Annotated in this window: 23 protein-coding genes; 10 read left to right on the forward strand and 13 right to left on the reverse strand. The window is 54.2% G+C overall.

Going from position 1 to position 19,350, the window contains the following annotated elements; genetic code table 11:
- Nucleotides 1-35: 35 nt before the first annotated feature.
- Nucleotides 36-1,595, reverse strand: a complete 1,560-nt coding sequence (crtH, locus tag JUJ53_RS21735) for a carotenoid isomerase (RefSeq protein ID WP_204154113.1) — start codon at nucleotides 1,593-1,595, stop codon at nucleotides 36-38.
- 567 nt (nucleotides 1,596-2,162) lie between these two features.
- Here crtH and upp point away from each other — a divergent pair.
- The 3 genes from upp (at nucleotide 2,163) to JUJ53_RS21750 (ending at nucleotide 3,750) form a co-directional block, all read left to right on the forward strand.
- Complete coding sequence (gene upp, locus JUJ53_RS21740) at nucleotides 2,163-2,816, forward strand: uracil phosphoribosyltransferase (protein WP_204154181.1); 654 nt, start codon at nucleotides 2,163-2,165, stop codon at nucleotides 2,814-2,816.
- A gap of 117 nt (nucleotides 2,817-2,933) precedes the next feature.
- On the forward strand, nucleotides 2,934-3,263 hold the full coding sequence (locus JUJ53_RS21745; RefSeq protein ID WP_204154114.1) for a hypothetical protein: 330 nt from the start codon (nucleotides 2,934-2,936) through the stop codon (nucleotides 3,261-3,263).
- A 214-nt stretch (nucleotides 3,264-3,477) separates the two neighbouring features.
- Complete coding sequence (locus tag JUJ53_RS21750; RefSeq protein ID WP_204154115.1) at nucleotides 3,478-3,750, forward strand: YggT family protein; 273 nt, start codon at nucleotides 3,478-3,480, stop codon at nucleotides 3,748-3,750.
- A gap of 68 nt (nucleotides 3,751-3,818) precedes the next feature.
- On the opposite strand, the gene JUJ53_RS21755 is transcribed toward JUJ53_RS21750, so the two are convergent.
- The 3 genes from JUJ53_RS21755 to JUJ53_RS21765 all read right to left on the reverse strand — a co-directional run bounded on the left by JUJ53_RS21755 (nucleotide 3,819) and on the right by JUJ53_RS21765 (nucleotide 6,823).
- On the reverse strand, nucleotides 3,819-4,913 hold the full coding sequence (locus JUJ53_RS21755) for an EAL domain-containing protein (protein WP_204154116.1): 1,095 nt from the start codon (nucleotides 4,911-4,913) through the stop codon (nucleotides 3,819-3,821).
- Between the two features lie 237 nt (nucleotides 4,914-5,150).
- Nucleotides 5,151-5,516 carry a DUF6464 family protein gene (locus JUJ53_RS21760; RefSeq protein WP_204154117.1) on the reverse strand — a complete coding sequence of 122 codons (366 nt, stop codon included), beginning with the start codon at nucleotides 5,514-5,516 and terminating at the stop codon, nucleotides 5,151-5,153.
- Nucleotides 5,517-5,614: 98 nt separating this feature from the next.
- Nucleotides 5,615-6,823, reverse strand: a complete 1,209-nt coding sequence (locus JUJ53_RS21765; protein WP_204154118.1) for an argininosuccinate synthase — start codon at nucleotides 6,821-6,823, stop codon at nucleotides 5,615-5,617.
- 342 nt (nucleotides 6,824-7,165) lie between these two features.
- Here JUJ53_RS21765 and JUJ53_RS21770 point away from each other — a divergent pair, with 342 nt between their 5' ends.
- The 3 genes from JUJ53_RS21770 to JUJ53_RS21780 all read left to right on the forward strand — a co-directional run bounded on the left by JUJ53_RS21770 (nucleotide 7,166) and on the right by JUJ53_RS21780 (nucleotide 9,292).
- Complete coding sequence (locus JUJ53_RS21770) at nucleotides 7,166-7,888, forward strand: pyridoxine 5'-phosphate synthase (RefSeq protein ID WP_204154119.1); 723 nt, start codon at nucleotides 7,166-7,168, stop codon at nucleotides 7,886-7,888.
- A gap of 120 nt (nucleotides 7,889-8,008) precedes the next feature.
- Nucleotides 8,009-8,338: an MgPME-cyclase complex family protein gene (locus JUJ53_RS21775; protein ID WP_204154120.1), complete on the forward strand. Its 330-nt coding sequence runs from the start codon at nucleotides 8,009-8,011 to the stop codon at nucleotides 8,336-8,338.
- 72 nt (nucleotides 8,339-8,410) lie between these two features.
- Nucleotides 8,411-9,292, forward strand: a complete 882-nt coding sequence (locus JUJ53_RS21780) for a hypothetical protein (RefSeq protein WP_204154121.1) — start codon at nucleotides 8,411-8,413, stop codon at nucleotides 9,290-9,292.
- 123 nt (nucleotides 9,293-9,415) lie between these two features.
- Here the strand turns inward: JUJ53_RS21780 and JUJ53_RS21785 are convergent, their stop codons facing one another.
- The 8 genes from JUJ53_RS21785 to JUJ53_RS21820 all read right to left on the reverse strand — a co-directional run bounded on the left by JUJ53_RS21785 (nucleotide 9,416) and on the right by JUJ53_RS21820 (nucleotide 14,604).
- Nucleotides 9,416-9,922 (reverse strand): YceD family protein, encoded by a 507-nt coding sequence (locus JUJ53_RS21785; protein WP_204154182.1) that lies wholly within the window; start codon nucleotides 9,920-9,922, stop codon nucleotides 9,416-9,418.
- Between the two features lie 43 nt (nucleotides 9,923-9,965).
- The gene (locus JUJ53_RS21790; protein ID WP_204154122.1) at nucleotides 9,966-10,457 is read right to left on the reverse strand and encodes a R3H domain-containing nucleic acid-binding protein; all 492 of its coding nucleotides are present in this window, start codon (nucleotides 10,455-10,457) and stop codon (nucleotides 9,966-9,968) included.
- A gap of 9 nt (nucleotides 10,458-10,466) precedes the next feature.
- On the reverse strand, nucleotides 10,467-11,696 hold the full coding sequence (gene yidC / locus JUJ53_RS21795) for a membrane protein insertase YidC (RefSeq protein WP_204154123.1): 1,230 nt from the start codon (nucleotides 11,694-11,696) through the stop codon (nucleotides 10,467-10,469).
- A gap of 183 nt (nucleotides 11,697-11,879) precedes the next feature.
- On the reverse strand, nucleotides 11,880-12,275 hold the full coding sequence (locus tag JUJ53_RS21800) for a PH domain-containing protein (protein ID WP_204154124.1): 396 nt from the start codon (nucleotides 12,273-12,275) through the stop codon (nucleotides 11,880-11,882).
- The gene (rnpA, locus tag JUJ53_RS21805; protein ID WP_204154125.1) at nucleotides 12,247-12,633 is read right to left on the reverse strand and encodes a ribonuclease P protein component; all 387 of its coding nucleotides are present in this window, start codon (nucleotides 12,631-12,633) and stop codon (nucleotides 12,247-12,249) included. The genes JUJ53_RS21800 and rnpA overlap by 29 nt, the downstream gene beginning before the upstream one ends.
- Before the next feature lie 359 nt (nucleotides 12,634-12,992).
- Complete coding sequence (gene rpmH, locus JUJ53_RS21810; protein ID WP_204154126.1) at nucleotides 12,993-13,130, reverse strand: 50S ribosomal protein L34; 138 nt, start codon at nucleotides 13,128-13,130, stop codon at nucleotides 12,993-12,995.
- Between the two features lie 160 nt (nucleotides 13,131-13,290).
- The gene (locus tag JUJ53_RS21815) at nucleotides 13,291-13,830 is read right to left on the reverse strand and encodes a DUF2808 domain-containing protein (RefSeq protein WP_204154127.1); all 540 of its coding nucleotides are present in this window, start codon (nucleotides 13,828-13,830) and stop codon (nucleotides 13,291-13,293) included.
- Between the two features lie 207 nt (nucleotides 13,831-14,037).
- A complete protein-coding gene (locus JUJ53_RS21820) occupies nucleotides 14,038-14,604 on the reverse strand; it encodes an SRPBCC family protein (RefSeq protein ID WP_204154128.1) in 567 nt (188 codons plus the stop codon).
- Nucleotides 14,605-14,893: 289 nt separating this feature from the next.
- On the opposite strand from JUJ53_RS21820, the gene JUJ53_RS21825 reads away from it, so the two are divergent.
- A complete protein-coding gene (locus JUJ53_RS21825) occupies nucleotides 14,894-15,079 on the forward strand; it encodes a hypothetical protein (protein ID WP_204154129.1) in 186 nt (61 codons plus the stop codon).
- Here the strand turns inward: JUJ53_RS21825 and JUJ53_RS21830 are convergent.
- Nucleotides 15,076-15,948, reverse strand: coding sequence for a hypothetical protein (locus JUJ53_RS21830; RefSeq protein WP_204154130.1), 873 nt, complete (start codon nucleotides 15,946-15,948; stop codon nucleotides 15,076-15,078). The genes JUJ53_RS21825 and JUJ53_RS21830 overlap by 4 nt on opposite strands.
- 226 nt (nucleotides 15,949-16,174) lie before the next feature.
- On the opposite strand from JUJ53_RS21830, the gene JUJ53_RS21835 reads away from it, so the two are divergent.
- The 3 genes from JUJ53_RS21835 (at nucleotide 16,175) to JUJ53_RS21845 (ending at nucleotide 19,348) form a co-directional block, all read left to right on the forward strand.
- Nucleotides 16,175-16,660, forward strand: coding sequence for a M67 family metallopeptidase (locus tag JUJ53_RS21835; protein ID WP_239125265.1), 486 nt, complete (start codon nucleotides 16,175-16,177; stop codon nucleotides 16,658-16,660).
- Between the two features lie 79 nt (nucleotides 16,661-16,739).
- Complete coding sequence (gene moeB / locus JUJ53_RS21840) at nucleotides 16,740-17,912, forward strand: molybdopterin-synthase adenylyltransferase MoeB (protein ID WP_204154132.1); 1,173 nt, start codon at nucleotides 16,740-16,742, stop codon at nucleotides 17,910-17,912.
- Nucleotides 17,913-18,160: 248 nt separating this feature from the next.
- Entirely contained in the window at nucleotides 18,161-19,348 is a 1,188-nt protein-coding gene (locus JUJ53_RS21845) for a hypothetical protein (RefSeq protein ID WP_204154133.1), read from the forward strand.
- Nucleotides 19,349-19,350: the final 2 nt, after the last annotated feature.

Below are 19,350 nucleotides of genomic sequence, written 5' to 3' on the forward strand. Positions count from 1 at the left end.
TCTGAGTGATAAGAGTATTGACGAGATGGATCATCCTAAAAGCCTAGATCTACCGCCACCCGATGCCCGCAGGCAAATCCTGAAAATGCCACTGCGTTCAGCCCCTGTCCTGGGAAGGTGCTATCCCCGACGCAGTACAGCCCCGGAATCGATGTGCGGTTAAACGGCATCCCCAGTAGACCCAGGAGTTTCTTGGAGGGAATGGGGCCGTAGGTGCCATCGTCTCGCCCCAGGAAGCGACGGTGGGTGCGGGGGGTGCCGATTTCTTGATAGTCTACGGCGGCGGAAAGACCGGGGAAAATGGTTTCCAAGCGCTGGATCATAGTGGCAGCGATCGCCTTTTTCTTGGCCTCATAGTCACTGGGCGATAGCCCTTGCCAATCTTCAATCCAGCAGGGGGTGAAGCTATGGAAAATGTGATGCCCCGGTGGTGCTAGGTCGGGATCCAGCAAGGTCGGGATCGATAAGAATAGTGTGCCGTAGGCGTCTTCCATCTGTTGCCAGTCGTCCACAATAATGTGATGGCAGTCGGCATCGGCGGGCACGGCCTCGGCCCTGACGCCTAGGTGCAAACTCAGGAAGCTGGGGGATTTGCGATAGCGCTGTTGCCAGCGGGCTTCTTTGGGCGGCAGGGGAGTGGCGGGCATCAGTTTTTCGAAGGTGTCCCAGCGGGTGGCGTTGGAGACGATGCGCTTCGCCCGCAGCACCTCTCCTGAGGCTAGGCGTACACCTACGGCTCGGCCCTGCTCCACAACAATTTCGTTGACCCTGGCGCGATAAAGAATGTGGCTGCCGGCTTTCTCTAGTCCTTCTACTAATTTCTCGGCAATTTTGCCCACGCCGCCCTTGGGATAGTTGATGCCGCCGTAGTGGCGATCGCTAAACACCATGCCCGCGTTGATCATCGGCGTTAGATCGGCGGGTACGACTGACCAGCAGTAGCATTCAATGTCGATGAACTTCAGCAGCGCTGGATCGCTAATGTAGCGGCGGGCAATATCGCCCACATTTTGGGGCAAGTACTTCACCAAGCCCAGGCAGGCGAAGGGATGCTGGAAAAAGACGCGGGTGAGGTAGCCCAGTTCTTCCAGGGACAGCAGCTCCATGGCGTTGAGGCAGTTGAACACCGCCCAGCACTCATCGTAGAAGCGGCGAATCCCCTGAGCTTCGTGGGGAAAGGCCTGGGTGAGTTCTTGGATGAAGGCTTCGTAGTCGCGGTGGACGCGGATCTTGAGCTGGTCGGGCAGATGGTAGTGGATCTGCACCGGGTCGGGAATGGTTTCTAGGCTCATGCCCACGGCTTCTAGGGCGCGGGTGAGCAGGTTGGTGGTGCCGCGATCGCCAAAGCCGAAAATCATCGATGCGCCGACGTCAAACCGATAGCCCTGGCGTTCAAAATAGCCGGCACTGCCGCCGGGAATCAGGTAGCGCTCTAGCACCAGCACCTTTGCGCCCTTGGCTGCCAACTGGGTCGCCGTCACCAAGCCGCCAATCCCAGAGCCCACCACAATCACATCAAAGGCTTCCTGGGCGATCGCCTCCAGAGACAGACCGGCTTCAAGGGCATCGGAGGGGGGCTGAACCGCATCTGACATGACCGACATAAAACCAATTCCCGCAATGTTTATAGACTCACCCAATCTAGTGTATCGGGGATTGATGGCGGGGATAGCGGTCGTCCTACCCAAAACTAGGCAAAAAAATGTGGGACTAGCCTGCTAACTAATCCCACCTGCCGATTCCTCGAGAGGAGAACACTATGAAATTACTATAGAGCTTGTTGAAAATAATTGTCAATACTAAAGACGATTATTTTTGAAAACCTTGGGTGGGGCGGTTGCTGATGATTGTCAATGCCGTTCCAGCTTGCTGATCATACCGCCTTTGGTTACCAGAGCTACAGGTTTTCTCAGAAGATAGCTGGGATGGTTCTCTGTGGAAGACTGGGCAACTGGGAGGCGGCAGGCGATCGCTCTCGACTCTGCTAGACCATAGCTATTAAAATCTTCTCTCAATAACTTCCTAGGTGAACAGGCTGCCGAAACCTGAGGTGTCTGAACCATCTGGAAGGGGAACGGGGTATGATATGGCAGATTTCCGACCTGCCTAGGGGCGATCGGGATTGTGATCTAGACTCCATCTCCACGCCGATCCAAGACGCTATGACTCTGCAACTCCGGGTTTATGTTCCCCCCCATCCCTTAATTCAGCATTGGCTAGCGGTGGCCCGCGATCAGGGTACGCCGTCGATGCTATTCCGCAGCGCTATGACCGAGTTGGGGCGCTGGCTCACCTATGAGGCGATCCGCGATTGGCTGCCGACCCTCGATGCTCAGGTGCAAACGCCGTTGGCGGCTTGTCCGGCCACGTTTATCAATCCCGAGGTGCCCGTGGCGGTCATCCCCATTTTGCGGGCGGGGCTGTCGATGCTGGATGGGGCTCAGTCCCTCTTGCCCTTGGCGTCGATCTACCACATTGGTTTGGCGCGCAACGAAGAAACCCTCGAACCCAGTTGGTATCTCAACAAATTGCCGGAGCGGTTTGATCCCAATACCCGCGTGTTGATTCCAGAGCCCATGCTGGCGACCGGCGGCACGAGTATGACGGTGATGGCAGAACTGGTGAAGCGAGGCGTGAATCCTGAATGGGTGCGGTTTATTTCTGTGGTGGTTTCCCCCACGGCGCTGCAAAAGCTGAGTGCGGAATATGCTTCCTTAAAGATTTTTACCGCCGCCATTGATGAGCGTCTGAATGACTACGGGTTTATTGTTCCAGGGCTAGGCGATGCGGGCGATCGCACCTTTGGAACGGAGTAGGCACCATAGGCAGCGGGAACACCCTGTTCTACGATAGGGCTAGCTGCTGGGTCAGTTCCGTCACGTCTTGTTTTGACCCAACCGTCATCTCTAGGAGTTGCCATATAGGAGTTTACGATGAGTCAGTCTGATAATTTTTTGGGTGGATTTTTGCTGGGGACGGTCCTCGGCGGGGTTGTGGGTGGAGTGCTGGGCGTGGTGGTTGCCTCGCGTCTCTCCAGCAATGAGGCTGAGGACAAGAAGTTCAAAGCTCTGGATGACAAAGGACGTAAACGCCGCTTGGCTGCTCCCACGGAGGAAAGTATTGAGATGGCACGGCGCGGGCTAGAAGACAAAATTGCTCAGCTCAATGATGCCATTGATGATGTACGTCAACAGTTGAGCAGTGTGGATGGCAATGGCCAGGCCGATGCTCCTGACAATGCGATCGCGTCCGATTCTAACTAACGGGTGCCAGCTAACGGGCTTGGCTCTGTCGGGAATCTATTCGTCTCAAACGGCAGGGGCTAGTCAACCGTTGTCTTGGCAGGCTTGTTCGATCACGCTTGTTGGATAACAGATGGTCACCGCTTCATGGTCTAACGCCGCAGTCGCTCTATCTTCCGTTAAACTAGAAGACATCCGTAGTCACAACGTTTCCATTACGTAAGCATAAAGAGATATGAGTCAACTAATCGCCACGTCTCTAATTAATTTTCTAAACTTCTACACCGCACTTCTATTCATCCGTATTCTGCTAACTTGGTTCCCCACCATAGACTGGAGCAACCCGCTGTTGGCGGCCTTGCAGCAGATCACCGATCCGTTTCTCAATGTTTTTCGCTCTTTCATTCCGCCCCTAGGCATGATTGACATCTCGCCCATGTTGGCGATTCTGGCGCTGCAGCTTTTGCGCGGTCTGTTCATTTCCTATGCCGGCCCAGCCATGCTGTAGGTCACGGTTGACCTAGTGATGCTGAGTTGAGACCAGATGCGTTGGGGGCGATCGCTTTCCAGATCTCCCTAAAGATGGTTTGCCTGCTGGCATTTCTTCAAAAACTTGCCCATCTCTGATGCTTCCAGGGGTTCCGAGAACAGGAACCCCTGACCGTAAGTGCAGCGTAGGGATTTTAGCTGGGCAAGCTGCATAGGGGTTTCGATCCCCTCGGCGATGGTGTCTAGTCCAAGATTCCAAGCCAGCATCAGGATGGTGCGCACCAGTTCCACCTGCTCGCCATCCACGTCGATGTGGTTGAGAAAAGAGCGATCAATTTTCAGAGTATCCATCGGAAAGCGATACAGGTAGCTCAAGGATGAGTAGCCTGTGCCAAAGTCATCAATAGATAGCTTGACGCCCATTTGATTAAGCTGCTCCAGCAACTCTACAGCAAGCTGAGCATCCTTCATCAGGGTGGTTTCGGTGACTTCTAGCTTGAGGCTTTTCGCGGGTAGTCCGGTGCGATCCAAAATGGATTTGACCCACGTGACCAGGTTGGGCTGGCAAAACTGTTGACCGGATAGATTGACGCTGACCACCAGCGATCGGGCGATCGGGTAGTGCTGCTGCCACCATTTCATCTGCCGACAGGCTTCTTCCAATACCCAGGCATCAATGACGGCGGTGAGATCGGTGGTTTCTACCAGGGGCATAAACTGCACCGGCGATCGCTCCCCGTGAATCGGATGTCGCCATCGAATCAAGGCTTCAAATCCCACCAGGTCTTCACTACTCAGCAGCACAATGGGCTGGTAGCAGAGGCGAAATTCTTGGCGCTGAATGGCTTGCTGCAACTCTGCATAGAGCTGGGCATCATGGGGATTGACCTGGGACGCCACGTGAGCTTCTGGTGCCGATTGCTCATCAGAGTCATCCTGGGCAGGAGCTGCGACCACCAGCTGTATAGAGAAGGGGCGATCGCGTCTCGCCAGCCAGATGATATAGAGGCAACTGAAGCCAATCCAGCTCAGATCGGTCACTAGGGGCACGAAGCCATGACGGTTGGACTGGTGCAGTAGCTCGGCAATCAGGCGATCGCTGCCGAGCAACCAAGCACTGCTGGCGATCGCATAGAGCACAACTAACGCAAAGAGGGAGAAACGTGATCTATCGTGGTGCATCTAGTTGAAGAACGTCCAGCGGTAAGCACAGGAACCAGGGACTAGGCCTTGCTTCCATCATGAACTACAAGAATACCTGGGTAGAAACCGGGGAGTTATGGGAGCATTCCCATGTCTGTTTCCTTCCCCTTGCCGTCCACACCTTCCACCTTACAAAGGGTCGACTTTCAGCATGTCTACATCCCCAAAAGCCCACCACATCTGCTTGCAGACTACGCTCAACATAACAAACTTCCATCACGATTGACCGACGGCAGGCTCATAAAACCGACAGCCATAACAGGGGCCAGATGGATATACGGCGCAACGCACGAGTTCTGAGCCGGCATGAAAGCGGCAGGTGGCATCACCTAGCGTCCAGCGACCGTTCACCCAAGATTTTTCATCGGGGCGAGGGCTAGCTTGAACGGATAGGACAATGGTGTGAAGCTGATATCGCCCATCTCGAAGCTGGTAGCGATGCCGTCGCTCTAATACGGTGTAGGTTTTCCCCGCTAGCTCTAGGTATGAGCCAGGCTGAGGATGCCCCTCTAACATCACGCGATCTAGGGTTTCGTGGGAATGACTCAGAATGATCTCTGTGGGCAGAGAGTCTTGCTCCATAGCGATCCATCGCTGCTTACATCTCAGCATCCTAGCGCATTTATAATCTACAGCCCCAGCGCTCAGTGGCTACCCGGCGCTGGGACTGCGATCGCCCCCTAGGGGGTTTGGCGTAGCTTTTGAGACCATACCCGCGTGGGCAGACCCCATACGTAGATAAACCCTTCCGCTGCCTTGTGATCAAACTGATCATCGGCACCGTAGGTGGCCAGGTCAGGCGTATAGAGGGAGGTTTCGGCTTGGCGAGCCACCACGGTGGCTGTGCCCTTAAACAGCTTCACCCGCACCTTCCCGGTCACCCGCGTTTGGGTTTGTTGAATGAAGGCATCTAGAGCCAGCTTCAAGGGGCTATACCACAGGCCGTTGTAGACCAATTGGGAGTAGGTTTCTTCGATGCCGCGCTTGTAGTGGCTAACATCGGCGGTGAGCACTAAGCTTTCGAGATCGCGGTGCGCTTGAATGAGGACAATCAACGCTGGGGCTTCATAGATTTCCCGCGACTTGATGCCGACGAGGCGGTTTTCGATCATGTCAATCCGACCAACGCCATGGCGACCCACGGTCTCGTTCAGTTGGCTGATCAGCTCAACCGGTGCGAGGGGGGTGTCGTTAAGCGCTGTGGGCAGACCTTGCTCGAAGCTGATGTTCACATACTCCGGTTCGTCGGGGGTGTTGGCGATCGCTTGGGTGAGCAGATAGATTTCTTCGAGGGGCTCGTGCCAAGGATCTTCTAGTGGCCCAGCTTCGATACTGCGACCCAGGAGGTTGCGATCGATGCTGTAGGGCGATGATTTTTTCACCGGCGATTCAATGCCATAGCGCTCACCGTAGGCAATGGTCTCTTCACGGCTCATGCCCCATTCCCGAGCTGGCGCTAGCACCTTGATGTCGGGGTTTAGGGCAGCGATCGCCACGTCAAACCGCACTTGGTCATTGCCCTTACCGGTACAGCCATGGGCGACCGCATCAGCGCCATACTCCGCCGCCACTTCCACCAATCGCTTGGCAATTAATGGGCGGGCTAGTGCGGTCGATAACGGATAGCGATTTTCATAGAGGGCATTGGCTTGAATAGAGGGAAAGGCATAATTTTCAATAAATTCTGTCGTGAGATCCGCCACGATGGATTCGTTGGCCCCAGACTTGAGCGCTTTCACCCGAATTGGCTCTAGCTCATCTCCCTGACCTAGATCGGCTGCTAGGGTAATGACTTCCTCAACCCCCCACTCATGTTTGAGGTAGGGAATACATACGGAGGTATCAACCCCACCCGAATAGGCCAGTACAACTTTTTTGGCGCGCCCCATGATTTTTACGGTATTGAACGACTAAACCTCTATTATGCGGGTACGGAATGGCTTTTCTCACGACTCTCCCCGGAAAACTTAGTCGTGAAACCCTGATGTTTGCCGTCCTGTTTGCTGGAATATTGGATGACGAACGCCAACCTATCGGATTCTCCGTGGGTCTGTGGGGCGTATCGCCTTGAAAATAGGTCGAACAACCCCCTGCTGAGTCGGGTAAGATGGCAAATGTGCAGTTTATCCAAGTCCTAGGCTTCAAATCCTAGACAGGGCAGACCTCAAGGATTGTGGTCATACCTACCCATGGATGTTCTGCACTCACTCTACGCAATTAGGAGGACTATCTTGCCTACCTTGGGGGTCAACATCGACCATATTGCTACCCTTCGTCAAGCGCGACGAACGGTCGAGCCTGATCCAGTGGCGGCGGCGGTGCTGGCGGAACTGGCCGGGGCCGATGGCATTACGGTTCATCTTCGGGAAGATCGGAGACATATTCAAGATCGGGATGTGCGTCTGCTGCGGCAAACGGTGAGAACCCATCTGAACTTGGAGATGGCCGCCACAGAGGAGATGGTGGCGATCGCTCTAGACATCCAGCCCGATTATGTCACCCTGGTTCCCGAACGGCGGCAAGAGGTGACTACCGAAGGCGGGCTAGATATTGCTGGGCAGCGCGATCGCATGGCGCAGGTCGTTGCCACCCTACAGCAGGCAGGTATTCCCGTCAGTCTCTTTATTGATGCGGATCCAGCCCAAATCGATGCTTCAGCAGCGGTGCAGGCGCAGTTTATCGAACTCCATACGGGGCGCTATGCTGAGGCTCACCAAGAGGCGGAACGAGCCCAGGAGCTGGCCCTGCTGGCGGCAGGGTGTCAGCGGGCGATCGCGGCGGGGCTGCGGGTGAATGCCGGTCATGGGCTCACTTACTGGAACACCTATCCCGTGGCCTGTCTGGAGGGGATGGAGGAACTCAATATTGGGCATACCATCATCAGCCGGGCTGCCTTGGTGGGTCTAGAGCGGGCGGTGCGCGAAATGAAGCAGGTGATGCGCGGTGACTTCTAGATCTAGTCGGTCTAGTCGGGGGCGATCGCTCTCATAGCTAGGCTTCGTTTTACCCCTTGGCGTCGGGCGTTAATCTTTGTCTGTGCATGTTCAAACCACGTTAAATTCACATCTAAATCCATGGAAACCTACTACTTTGTTTTAGCAAGCGAAAAATTTTTGACCGAAGAAGAACCGTTGGATGAAGTGCTCAAGGAGCGTCATCGCTACTATCAGGAGCAGGAGCGCGAGGTCGATTTTTGGTTGGTGCATCAACCTGCCTTTTTAGATGCGCCAGAGTTGGCCACCGTGAAAGCAGCCTGTCCCCAGCCTGCGGCCGCTGTCGTATCGACCAATAAGTCGTTTATTGTCTGGCTGAAGCTGCGCCTTGAGTTTGTGCTGACGGGTGAATTTCAGGCTCCTTCGGAGTCCATTCCCAATCCCTTGGCGTCGTTAGTGGCAGCGTCCTAAACGTTGCCCTCTAAACGTTGCCCATAGCAGGCAGCCGGGTGAAACCTACATCCAATCGGGAGGACTGATTCCATGGCGATTCGAACAATGGTGCTTCGACAATTGGGGGCAGCGATCGCGATCGCTACGCCCCTGATCATCCAGCCGGGGGCGATCGCCCAATCCTTAGCAGATTGCCAACCCCCAGCCGATGGAGAATATCTGTTGCTGGTGGTGAATGACTCGGATGCAACCGAGACCCAGCTTCGGCAGACCCTGCCCCCCAATGCGGAGATCACCCGCTGCCGCTATCTAGAGCAAGATGTGACTCGGGTGGGCGGTTTTACGGAACCGGACACGGCGAATACCTGGGCACAGTATTTAACCGATATTGGTGGCCTTGATGTCGTTGTTGCCCGTCCATCGGCTGCCGTGGGCAGCGTTGTGGATGAGGTGTCGAGCCCGACGCCTGTCCCTGAGGTTGTGCCGGATCAGCCTCCACCCGCCTCTGAACCGCCCGCGTCTGAATCGCCCGCGCCTGAACCGACAACCGAGTCTCCTGGTCTGAGCGCTGCGGATTTTCCGATGGTGCCGCCAGCCGGATCGACGAGTCCGACACCCAATGCGCCTGCCAGTCCTGCACCTAGTCAGGGAACGGATGCGCCGACAACAGCGGAACCTGCTTTAGGTGTAGCTGGATTGGGCTATCGTCCTCAACCTTTAGGGCGGGGCTATGCTGTTTTAGTAGATTATTTTAATGATCCCAATGTGGCGATCGCCCTTCAAGAGAGCCTAGGATCGTCTGTGGGGCTAGTGGTCTATCAACAACGCCCCTATCTGCTGGCCACGCTCACCTCCGATGCAGCGATCGCCGTTTCCCTGCTGCAGAGGGCTGGTGATGCTGGATTTACGACGATGGTGGTCAATGGTCAAACGGTAATGTTGTTGACGCCCCAAGTGGCGCTGACGCCCTAAGCCAGGAATAAATCCAAAAAGAAAACCCCGGAGCCAACGGCTCCGAGGTCTGAATCAGGGTGCATCTACCATTCCTTTCTACGGATCTAGGTGATCCCGTCCGGACTGTTCCCGAAAAACTCTTTAGGTTTGATCCATCTGGGATTTGAGCTGCGCTAGGGATGCCCAGCGATGATCGACTAACGCTGGCGTACTCATGGTTTCTAAGGGAATGCCCGCGCAGGTTTCATCACAAATCTGACGATGGGGGAAGGCGAGGCAAAGCTGTTCATAGAGCCAAGCGCCCAAGTCAAAGTGCCCTTGGGGGGAGATCGATTCTACCAAGTCGTCGAGCAACGTCTCTTTTTCGACCAAGTTGCTGGCTTCATCTTCAGATCCATCGGATAACCAGATCAGTTCAGAGGCATCGACGGTAAGGCGGTGGTTGTATTGCTTGAGGCAGCGATCGCAGGTGAGGGTGACAATCGTCTCAGCTTGGGCCCGCACATCGAGATAGGTGGTGTTGTGGGTCACTTGGATGACGCCTTGAACCGGCATCAATGTTTCTAGATCCGGTAGGTACTCCTGAACCTGGGTGACATCCGTACGTTCCGGTGCCCGCAGCAATTGGGGTATGTGAATCGGCTGCAATCGAGTGGCCATGTGCCCTGCTCCTCACGAAAGTCTGTCTAGATCACGCCTGAGCCTGACGAACCACTAAGCGGCGATCGGGTTCCCGTCCAACGCTTTCCGTCTCTAGGTCATCAAACTCTTTCAAGAAGGTATGCACTTGGCGGCGTTCTGCCGATGAAAGTCCGGTCATCTCCGCAGGCTCACCGGTTTCTTGCACTTGGGCAGCGATCGCTTTTGCCATGTCCTGCAGCTCGGCTTGACGATGGGCGCGATAGCCGTCTAGTTCCACCGTGTAGGCCTGCTGTTCTGTTTCAGGCTGTCCAAGGTTCAGAATGGTATTAGCTAGATATTGAATGGCATCTAGACCTAAACCCTTCTCTCCCACAAGGGATGCTGTTTGCTCGGGCGTAAAGGCTGCTGCATCCATGACCAACCAGCAACTGCCCTCCGATGCTAAGCGATCGCCATCAAGGGTGACGGTTGCCGGTAGACCTGCATGGGTCAGCAATGTTTCAAGCCACTGTTGTCCGCGCTGCAGTTGCTGGTCTGTCATATCTGCCCCTTAAGACTTTTTCTTAGACGATCGCTTGCTGTCACTCTTGGGCGTGGAGCGCGCCTTGGGTGTTTTAGCCGCCTCAGGAGCAGCCTCCTCCTTGTCCTTTTTGCCCCGAGTGCCAGGTTCAAAGGGCAGCCGCTCTTTCTCTTCTTCCTGCTTTTCCTGAGCATCTACGATTTTCTGCAGATTTTCAGGCAAGGGTTCGCGGGACAGGATGAAGGTTTGAGCTGTTTGGAAGATATTGGCAATCACCATGTACATCAACACCCCAGCCGGCAGTGGAAAGATCAAAAACATCCCTGAAAATAAAATCGGGGTAGCTTTATTGACCGCCGCCTGTTGAGGGTTGGCATTGGCACTACTCTGCCCTTGCCCCGATAGCTGTTGGTTGAGGTAGAGGCTAAGCCCAAAGAACAACACCATGCCAACGATATCCCAATGGATTTCGCCGCCATCGCCCACGGCACCGATGCGTCCTAGGGCTTTAATAAACAGGAAGCCCTTATTGGCAGCTAAGCCCGTCAATTTGCCTTGAAGGGTTACTTCGCCAGGGTCAAGGGCTTCAATCGTGCCGTCCTCTTTGAGGATCACATGTTCTTCACCCTTGGTGACCGTCCATACGGGCGTCACTTCACTATCGGGCTGTTCCGCCAACAATTCCCGTAGAGGCTTACCTTCCGTCGTTTGGAAATCGACTTTTGTCTTCTCTCCCTCAACCAGGCGATTTCCACCGGGAATTAAGGCTGTGATGGGCACGTGGTAACCATCAACCACATAAATATTTTGAGGTTTCGTGGCATAGACTTGGGGCTGGATCTGCTCAATTTTTTCCTGGGGAAAAATTTGCAGGTCTACGGTGTAGGTGATATCGGCAAACGGTGATCCCCGCAGGGTTGCAAACAGCGCAAAGAGGATGGGCATTTGCAAAAGAACTGGGAAACACCCGGAAAGCGGGTTGCCAAACTCTTTGTACACATCACCCATGGCTTCCCGTTGCTTGACCGGGTCATCCTTGTAGCGCTCTTGCACCTCTTTGACCCGTTTCTGCATCTCTGGCTGAGCCACTCGCATTCGGCGCATACTGCGAATCGAGCCAGCACTCAATGGGTATAGCGCAAATCGAATGACCAGCGTCAGAGCCACGATCGCCAGACCGTAACTGGGCACAATCCCGTAGAAAAAATCTAGGATCGGCAGCATTACGTTGTTGGAGAGAAAACCGATACCAAAATCCATGCTTGCTATACCAACCTAAGTTGCTCTGAATCTAGTCTATTTGAAATCTAAGTGTATTGTAGCGAGGCAAGAGGTCATCTCAACCGTACCCATCGAGCTGTGGTGATGGGAGGTGGATTGAATGGACTACGTTCCCTTAAATATGACGCTTTTTTAGCGAACGGGAAGACGATAGTGGATGGCTTATGCAGATTTTGTTTTCGGTGGCTTCTTATCAGCCTTGGCTGCAATCCGTTCGTTCATGTAGTCGTATAGTTCGCGAAATCGGGGAACCGCCTTCATTTCTAGACGGCTGCCGTCTTTCAACGTCACCACCATATCGCCCCAGATGCCTAGTGCGCGGGGAACTTTGACAATTTTAGAAACTTGGGAATAGATCACATCGGAGCGATCGCGCCCTAGCCAGCCTCCGGTAATGGAAATCCGGCGATCGGTAATGCGATAGCGCAACCAAATAGCTCGGACAATCGCCCCCACGGTGAGCGGTAGGCAGATCACGGTAAACCCCAGCAGGATGTTGATGATTAGGTCGCCCACATGGGGCCCACCTTCATACTGCACGTCTTCTCGAATGCCCATCAATGACCTCTGCATGTATCAGCAACTCTTCCAATTCTCTCAGAAATTGCTCATAATCGCACTGAAGCGCCGAGGGATTCACCACAATGACGAGCCACCAACCCCTGGCCACATCAGGCAAAAGATAGCGAAATGCTGCTTTAATTTGACGTTTGATCCGATTCCGGTTGACGGCCCGCTTGCTGACCTTGTGGCTGATGGATACCCCAAGGCGAGAAGGCTGAGAGCCCTTCTCCGACGTTGCGTCGTGGTGCAGCGCTCTCAGGGTGAGAACGTTGCCCTGACACCGCAGTCCATGCCGATAAACGGTGCTGAAATCTTTGCGCTGCCGAAGTCGATACTGGGAAGCAAGAGACACAACAGATACTGACCGCAGTTAATAGTACGTTCTGAAGGGCTGAACCACCCTTTAGGAGAGCTTGATCAGCTTTTCAGGTTTTGCCATACGCTAACCTAATCAGCCGTTAGCCTAGATGTCCTTACCTAGATGCCTAGGGATAGCACATGACGACTCTGGGAGCCTGATAGGCCCTACCTAAGGCTGCCTTGCCTTTTCTGGAAGCAGGAGAGGGGCAAAACGCGAACTGCTTAGGTCGATCAACTAAAACAAGATAGCGGTTATGACTACACAAAACTCTCCCCAAACATTGGTTCGGGGAGAAAGTGTATCCATGATCAAACCTGTCATGGCGTCATCAAGGTGTCTATGGTAAAAACCTAGACACTTAGGCGAGCACGACCTTTATTGCGTCTTGCCTTGATAACCCGTTGTCCATTTTTTGTCCGCATCCGAGCGCGAAAGCCTGATGTTCTCTTGCGCTTGCGGCTAGTACCGCCGAGAGTACGCTTAGTCATGACGAACCCAACTCTTCTTTAAAATCTGATTATGCCGGAAGCACAGTCTAACACTATATAAGTCAGGCGTGCTTTCGTCAATAGCGGTAGTCATGACCAGAGCGCTAGATGAGATGGCCTATGCTGACTGTTGCCTTGAGATTAGGGTTGCGATCGCGCCCTAGCCTCCTAGGTTGAGAATCCAGGTGCCGACGTAGCGACCGAGGGGTAAATCTCCTGGAGAATAAATCAGCGCATTGAAGTAGTAAAACCCTGCGCGGGGGTTACGAATGTTGTCTAGGATGACTTCTACGGAGCTATTGGCGGGCACTTCTGCCTGGGGATAGATATCAATGACGCGATTGTCTACATCCCAGTTGGCTTCATCAATAACAACCTCTTCCCCATCAACTTTGACTTCAATATCAACATTATCAATATTGAAATTAATGCGGTAGTTGTCTGGGTAGGTAATGGAAAACCGAGATACAGCGAATTCCATTTTTTCCGGTGGAATTCTCAATCGATAGCGATCAAAGCGGTTGGAGCGGCCTTGGTTATCTAGGCGATAGCCCAACTCATAGCCGTCATCAACTCCGCTGAAAATGGTTAGACCTGGCAACCCCTGAGCCATGACTGTGATGGTGGTTCCAGTTAACAAACAGGTGGCGATCGCCGCAGCCGAGAAGAACCGACGAGTCAAACGCTTTACAAGAGACATAAACCTCACCAAACCCTCATAACACTTGAGTAAAAACCGATCTATACATAACGATGAGCCATGCAGTTTGGCGTTTTAGAACCCAAAACCCTCAGCCAATTGCTAGCTGCATGAACCCTGGTATAGACTCTAGCAGGATCTTGGAAAAACCTGCTGGACAAGTTTAGAGACTGATAGGTCTGCCGTGGTGTTCCTTGTGTCAGCGATTCACGAACCGCAAAGGACTTGGCGCAGGGTGCGGAGGTTGTTGGGCAAGTCTAGTCGAATCGCTTGCTGAACCAGCAAACTGGGTACTGGAATCGACGGTGTTGCGCTGACCCCGTAGGTGAGCAAGGTGCCTGAGCCGAAATCTTGTACTTTAAGATTGGCGTAGAAATCTGAAAAGCTGCCCTGCTCCATGCAAAACTGCACCTGTTGGTGATCGGCCTGCACAATTTCAAAGACTCGCAGGTAGATTTCAACTTGCACCTTCAGCAACAGAAATTCTTTGCGGGCTGCTTGATAAAGCCGAATAGATTTTGAGAGGCCTGCTTTGGAAAGAACGGCGCTCTGGGTCAGATTGGGAAAATACTCCACCCAGCGCGGGTAGTTGGTGAGATGTTGCCAAACCTCATAACGGATCAAAGGCACATAGATTTGGGCTGTGACCGCGCCTCCCCAAGCGCTGTGCGGTCGCGCTTCTAGAAGCACCTCGCCGTTGAGTAATGCCGTCTTGCTTATGTCTGTCGCTGACGATGAAGGGGCGTCGTTAGCGGTTATCAGAAATGCAGTCATGAATTCTCACTCAGGTGAATGGATTTGGATCAGTCAACCCGAACATACTCCTTCAAGCTTCCCCGATAGTTCCGTTTTACTCGCCACTTCTTTATAAAAAACTCCGAGAAACTACTAAAACTTAATAACTCTGGGCAAAAATTTATGGTTTTTTCCGGCAAACTACGGACATGTTTGACCGTATGGTGAAAACCTGGCCGATTTTGCAGGCCGTCTTCCCGTAGTTGCTACGGTGTGAATAGCTCTAGAAGCCATGAGCGCCATAGTAAGAACGCCATAGAAGGTAGATATGTTACAAACATTGCGGCTTGAAACCAAGATTTTTTTGGGCTGTTTGGCGAGCACGCTAGTCATTTGGATCCTCCGAGGCGTGGGACTGCTGACGTTTTTGCCAGGGATTATCCTATCGCTGCTGCTGTTGCTATCGATTGGAACCGGGGTTTTATGGGCTCTGCAAGCGATTCGCCGGTTTTAGGGATTCTGCTGATCGGCATCGGGGCCATCCGGATTGGGCTCGTTCGTGATATCTGGCTCGGAGCGATCGCTCTCCGGGTCATCATTGGGGCGATCGCCCTCTCCTTCCGGCAAGGGTTCAGGGTCTTCTGGCTCTCGATCGCTAGGTGCTTGCTCCTCAGAGGCTGCATCATTGTCCTCGCTGCCAGGGGACTCGTTCGGCTCTGCTGGGTTGGGCGCTGCATCGTTGTCCTCACCGTCCGATGCTGCTCCGTTAGGTTCGGGTTCGTCGAGCAGAGATTCGTCGGGCAGAGGCTGGGAGCGTTCTTGGAAGCTATTGATCACCCTTTGAAGCTGTTCTCGATGGCTGTCAAACTGTTCCGGGTCTGTCCAAGCTAGGATTTGATAGAAGGCATAGCGAGTTTCGATCGTGGTGTGCAGGTAGGTGACGGCTACGCTGTCTAGATAGCCTTGTACGTCTACTTGTCGGGCTTGGTAGGAACCAATGCGCCGTATAGCCGTGGGTGGACTGATGGTGGGTTCCACGAGACGACTGCTGAGGGCATTGAGGGTGAGGATAGCGTGATCGTCAATGGATAGATCGGAGCGATCGCCGCCTGATGCTTTTAGATCCCTCAAGACAATGATATAAAGCTGTTCAGCTTCATAGGATATTTGCAGCTCGGCATGATCATGAAGATTTTGATCACGCTGCCATCCTTTCGGCAAGGTTAACGCAATGGTGCCATCCAAACTGGTCACCGTTTCTTGGGGGGCAAGATTCTCCGACGACGATGGGGTAGACCTAACATTCCTAGCTGGAACCATCCCACAGCCCTGCAGCCCGCTTAGGCTGAACAAGGCCGCACCGCCTGCGGAGGCTATTTTCATCCAACCACCCATAGCGCTCAATCCACTCTGCGATCGCTCTGCGGGTATGATGATACGTTACCTGGGGCGATCGCACATCTGCTGAGAGAGCGTAATATTTTGCAATATTTTTCCCTAGACCCAATGCCCTGAGACCCTCGTTCCGGGCTTACAATGAAAAACTGTTGTCTTATGGTTCATGGAAGGGACAAGGGCCGCTGTGCATCTCACTTCTGATCATGCTGCGATGCTGTTCGACCATGCCCAGCAGACGTATCCAGACGAATGCTGTGGATTGTTGATTGGCATCACGACTCCAGATGGCCAGCGATCGCTGCTAGAGGTGATTCCCACCCGCAATGCTTGGGACATGGACGCCGCTGAACAGATGGCGAATGCTCAGCCGTCCCTGGTTGTTGATCGTCAGCAGGACAAGCGATCGCGCCGATATTGGATTGATCCCCGCGATTTACTGCAGGCCCAGCGCTATGCCCGCACCCTGACCCATCGGGACGGAACCCCCAATTTAATTGGGATTTACCATTCCCACCCCGACCATCCCGCCCGTCCGTCAGAATGCGATCGCCTCTGCGCTTGGCCGGACTATTCTTACATCATCGTTTCAGTTCACCACGGCGTTCCCCAAGACCTTTTATGCTGGAAGTTAGACCCACACCATCAGTTTCAGGCTGAACCAATCGTCATTCAGCACAAGGGGGGCGATCGCTCCTAGCTGAATTCTGGGTTGCCCTATCTCGTTTTCGTCTCTTGTCGTTTCCCCATACCCACCACTCACTACCGTTAGATTTGCTATGTTGAACCCGAATCTGGACGACATCCAGCTTAGCCGCGATGAATACGATCGCTACTCTCGCCACCTCATCTTGCCGGAGGTGGGGTTGGAGGGGCAAAAACGGCTCAAGGCTGCCAGCGTGCTCTGTATTGGCACCGGTGGGCTTGGCTCTCCCCTGCTGCTCTATCTAGCTGCTGCGGGCGTTGGGCGCATCGGCATCGTTGATTTTGATATTGTCGATCGCTCTAACCTTCAGCGTCAGGTGATCCACGGCACCTCTTGGGTGGGCAAGCCCAAAATTGTGTCTGCCAAGGATCGGATTCTTGAGATCAACCCCAATTGCCAGGTGGATCTCTACGAAACCCGCCTCAGTGCTGACAATGCCCTCGATATCATCCGTCCCTATGACATTGTGGTGGATGGCACCGACAACTTCCCCACCCGCTACCTGGTGAACGATGCCTGTGTGCTGCTCGACAAGCCCAATGTCTATGGCTCCATCTTCCGCTTTGAAGGGCAGGCCACGGTCTTCAACTATGAGGATGGCCCCAACTACCGCGATCTATATCCCGAACCGCCGCCGCCGGGCCTGGTGCCCTCCTGCGCTGAAGGGGGCGTGCTGGGAATTCTGCCGGGGATCATTGGCGTGATTCAGGCAACAGAAACCATCAAGATTATTTTGGGCAAAGGCACCACCCTCAGCGGTCGCCTGTTGCTGTACAACTCCTTGGATATGACCTTCCGGGAGCTGAAGCTGCGCCCCAACCCGGTGCGTCCGGTGATCGACGGCTTGATCGACTACGAAATGTTCTGCGGAATTCCCCAAGCTAAGGCAGAGGAGGCTAAGCAGCAAATGGCGATTCCTGAAATGACGGTGCAGGAGCTGAAAGCCTTGCTCGATAGCGGTGCGGATGATTTTGTGCTGCTGGATGTGCGCAATCCCAATGAGTACGACATTGCCCAGATTCCGGGATCGGTACTGGTGCCGCTGCCGGATATCGAAAATGGTGATGGCATTGCCAAGGTGAAAGAGGTGCTCAATGGACATCGCCTGATTGCCCACTGCAAGATGGGCGGGCGATCGGCCAAGGCGTTGGCGATCCTGAAAGAATCAGGCATTGAGGGTACCAATGTGAAGGGCGGTATTCAGGCTTGGAGCCGAGAAGTGGATGCATCCGTGCCGGAATATTAAGCATTCCTGGGACTGAGTCTTGCAATAGGTGTCGTGGGACTGGCTCTCCATCGCTGCTGCTCGGGCTGACGTTGGCATATCAATCCTGTTCGGCACTTTATCCTCAAGGGGGAGGTGGGTCATCTGCCTCCCCCTTGTCGTTGGGTTGAACCGTTGTCCGTTGGATTCCCCCGAGCTTGCGGTTAGATTAGGAAAACAAATCCCGTTGTTTCCCTTCCAAGTCCTTTCTAAATACGTCTGAGAAAGCCATGACCTCTGCTGCCCCCGCCCCGACAATTCTCTGGCGACAAGTGATTACCCTGGCGACGGTTCAGGCGATCATCTCCTTGATGTGGGTGATCTATGGAGCCTACATGCCTGATTTGTTTGCCCAAATGGGCTTGCCGGGGGAGGCGATCGCGCTGTTGTTCATGGTGGAAAGTGGGATTGCGATCGCCGTCTATCCCATTGCTGGGAGCCTGTCCGATCGTAGTTTGCATTGGTTGGGGACGCGTTTTCCGATTATTTCCAGTGGTGTGGTGGCAGCGGCGACGCTGTTTATTCTGATCCCGGCCCTGGCGATCGCTGGTGGAGCAGCCTTTCGCTGGACCATCATTTTTCTGTTGGTGGCCTGGGCGATCGCCATGACCCTGTTCCACAGCCCGATTGTTTCGCTGCTGTTCATCTATTCCAGCGTGCCCCAGTTGCCCTTGGTGGCCAGTTGCCTCATTTTTGCCCAGCAGCTCGTAGGTCTAGCCAAACCTTTGGTAGAGCGGGGGCTGCTGGCCCTGGGCCCTTTGGTGACTTTCTGGGTGGCATCCATGGTGCTCTTGGGAGCGGCTTTTGTGTTGCGACGGATTACCCCGCCGGCGGCACCGGTGGTGCAGATGCGATCGCCGGGGTGGCGGCCGCTGACGTTCATTGGTCTGGCCGGGTTGACCATTGGCTGGGGCACGCGATTGGTGATGGGGAATATTCCTAAATTTGTGCTTAGTCTGCAGCCAGATTTCAATGGCGATCGCTTGATGTTCTTCGTCGCCTTGGGGCTGGCGGCCGCGACGTTGCCTGCGGGCTGGTTGGCGAGAAAAATCGGCAATCGCCCGATCCTCATCCTGGGCTTAGCCACCACTATCGCCTTCTCCTTGCTGCTCATGGTGCCGAGTTCAGGACTGCGGCTCCTTTGCGCAGGGTTGCTTCCCCTCAGCCTCAGCAGCATTTTCAACGGGGCTTTTCCCTTTGCCCTCACCCATGTCCCTGGTGAACGCGCGGGGCTGGGCATCGGCATGTATCTAGCCGGGACAGCCGCCGCTGCTGTGTCCTTTGGCTGGATCATCCCGACCCCGGAGGCCCTGGCACCGGAGTTCTTGGCAATAGTGGGGGCGATCGCCCTGGGGCTTTGTATTGGCTGTGTGGTGCTCACCCCCGATCCCCCGCCCCCCTTGGTTGATGCCAAGTAACC

It is taken from the genome of Leptolyngbya sp. CCY15150 (assembly GCF_016888135.1).
In the GTDB taxonomy this organism is placed as follows: Bacteria; Cyanobacteriota; Cyanobacteriia; order RECH01; family RECH01; genus RECH01.